This window comes from Leifsonia sp. GW821-FHT13C09, assembly GCF_058806435.1.
This window is the reverse complement of record NZ_JBXAPS010000032.1, coordinates 1-2,123: the sequence shown is the minus strand read 5'-3', so window position 1 is coordinate 2,123 and position 2,123 is coordinate 1. Positions and strand designations below refer to the sequence as shown.

Sequence of the window (2,123 nt, the reverse complement as noted above, 5' to 3'; positions counted from 1 at the left end):
TTTCGCAGCAGCCGCCTGATCGGCGCAGAGCGACAGCCTACCTCTGACTGCCGCCAATCTTTGCAACAGAGCCCCGCAACCGATACGATGGCCTCGATCTCTTCGATGAGCGCCCGGGGGCCAAGTACTGGTACACCGGTGGCTTCAGCATTCCCGGCCTCGCCGCGGGGATCATCGGCGGCGCAGCCGCCTCCTTCTTCCTCACCACCGACTTCTGGAGCGGCGCGATCGCCGAGGCCATGGGCTACATCGATCTCTCCGCTCCCGTTGCGATGATCGTCAGCGGCGGACTGTACTACCTCTTCACCCGCCGCGGCCACACCTTCGGAGACGCTCGATGAACACGCCCACCACCGGCTCGCACCCCGCCCGATACCCCGACGCCGCCGCGGGTGAACCGACGCTCGACAGCTGGCAGGAGCCCCCGCACAACCGCTGGGCCTTCGCTCACCTCGGCGAGATGGTGCCCTCGGCAGCGGTCTCGCGGCGCCCGGTGAACGCGCCCGGTCATGCCCTCGCGCGGCTCGGCGCGATCGCGGCGCAGCTTCCCGACCTCGAACAGCGCCTCGAACAGACCTACACCGACGCCTTCCTCGTGCTGCGCGGAACGGAGGTCGTGGCCGAGTACTACCGCGCCGGCTTCGCGCCCGACGACCGTCACCTGCTGATGAGCGTCTCGAAGTCGCTGTGCGGCACGGTCGTCGGAGCACTGGTCGACGAGGGGCGCATCGATCCCGCGCAGCCCGTCACCGAGTATGTACCCGAGCTCGCCGGCTCCGTCTACGACGGGCCCTCCGTGCTGCAGGTGCTCGACATGCAGATCTCGATCGACTACAACGAGGACTACGTCGATCCCGCATCCGAGGTGCAGACCCACGGTCGCTCGGCCGGCTGGCGCACGCGCCGCCACGGCGACCCGGCCGACACCTACGAGTTCCTCACCACCCTCCGCGGCGACGGCAGCACCGGCGAGTTCCAGTACTGCTCGGCGAACACCGACGTACTCGCCTGGATCGTCGAACGGGTCACCGGTCTGCGCTACGTCGAAGCGCTCTCCACGTACCTGTGGGCGAAGCTCGACGCCGACCGCGACGCTACCATCACCGTCGACACGACGGGTTTCGGCTTCGCGCACGGCGGCGTCTCCTGCACGGCGCGGGATCTCGCGCGCGTGGGGCGCATGATGCTCGACGGCGGCGTCGCCCCCGGTGGCCGCGTGGTCTCCGAGGACTGGGTGCGTCGCGTACTCGCCGGCGGATCGCACGAGGCGATGACCGACAAGGGCTTCACGAACACCTTCCCCGACGGCAGCTACACCCGCCAGTGGTGGTGCACGGGCAACGAGCGCGGCAACGTGAGCGGCATCGGCATCCACGGGCAGAATCTGTGGCTCGACCCGCTCACCGACTCCGTGATCGTCAAGCTGTCGTCGTGGCCCGATCCCGACACCGAGCACTGGCACCGGCTGCAGAACGGGATCCTGCTCGACGTCAGCCGCGCGCTCGACGCAGTGTAGCCACGGTCGCTCCGCTCGCGGCGGGCCTCCCCCGCCGGTTGAGCGAGGAGCGCAGCGACGAGTCGAAACCCGACCGCCCCGGGTTTCGACTCGCTCCGCTCGCTCAACCAGCGGGGGCCCGCTCAACCGGCGGGGCCGCCCGGCTCGCCCGGGCCGACTGAATCGCACCGGGTCGCGGGCGCTACTCCCCCAGCCGGTTCTTGCTGCGCATGGCCCGCTCGGCCTCGCGCTTGTCCTGCCGTTCGCGCAGCGTCTGCCGCTTGTCGTATTCCTTCTTGCCCTTCGCGAGGGCGATCTCGACCTTCGCGCGGCCGTCCAGGAAGTACAGGCGCAGCGGCACGATCGTCATGCCGCCCTCGCGGGTCTTCTGGTAGAGCTTGTCGATCTGCTGGCGATGCAGCAGCAGCTTGCGCTTGCGGCGCGGCGCGTGGTTCGTCCACGACCCGTTGAGGTACTCGGGGATGTACGCCGCGTCGAGCCAGGCCTCGCCGCGCTCGATGAACACGTATCCGTCGACGAGCGACGCGCGCCCCATGCGCAGCGACTTCACCTCGCTGCCCGTGAGCACCAGGCCCGCCTCGTAGGTGTCGAGGATGTGGTACTCGTG

At 69.3% G+C, this 2,123-nt stretch carries 2 protein-coding genes; one reads left to right on the top strand and one right to left on the bottom strand.

The window, feature by feature from the left end:
- Positions 1–337: 337 nt before the first annotated feature.
- Positions 338–1,516: a 6-aminohexanoate-dimer hydrolase gene (gene nylB / locus AC1ROW_RS22200; protein WP_012476896.1), complete on the top strand. Its 1,179-nt coding sequence runs from the start codon at positions 338–340 to the stop codon at positions 1,514–1,516.
- A 181-nt stretch (positions 1,517–1,697) separates the two neighbouring features.
- Here nylB and smpB read toward each other — a convergent pair.
- The coding region (gene smpB, locus AC1ROW_RS22195; RefSeq protein WP_493021857.1) for an SsrA-binding protein SmpB at positions 1,698–2,123 on the bottom strand (426 nt) is incomplete at its 5' end.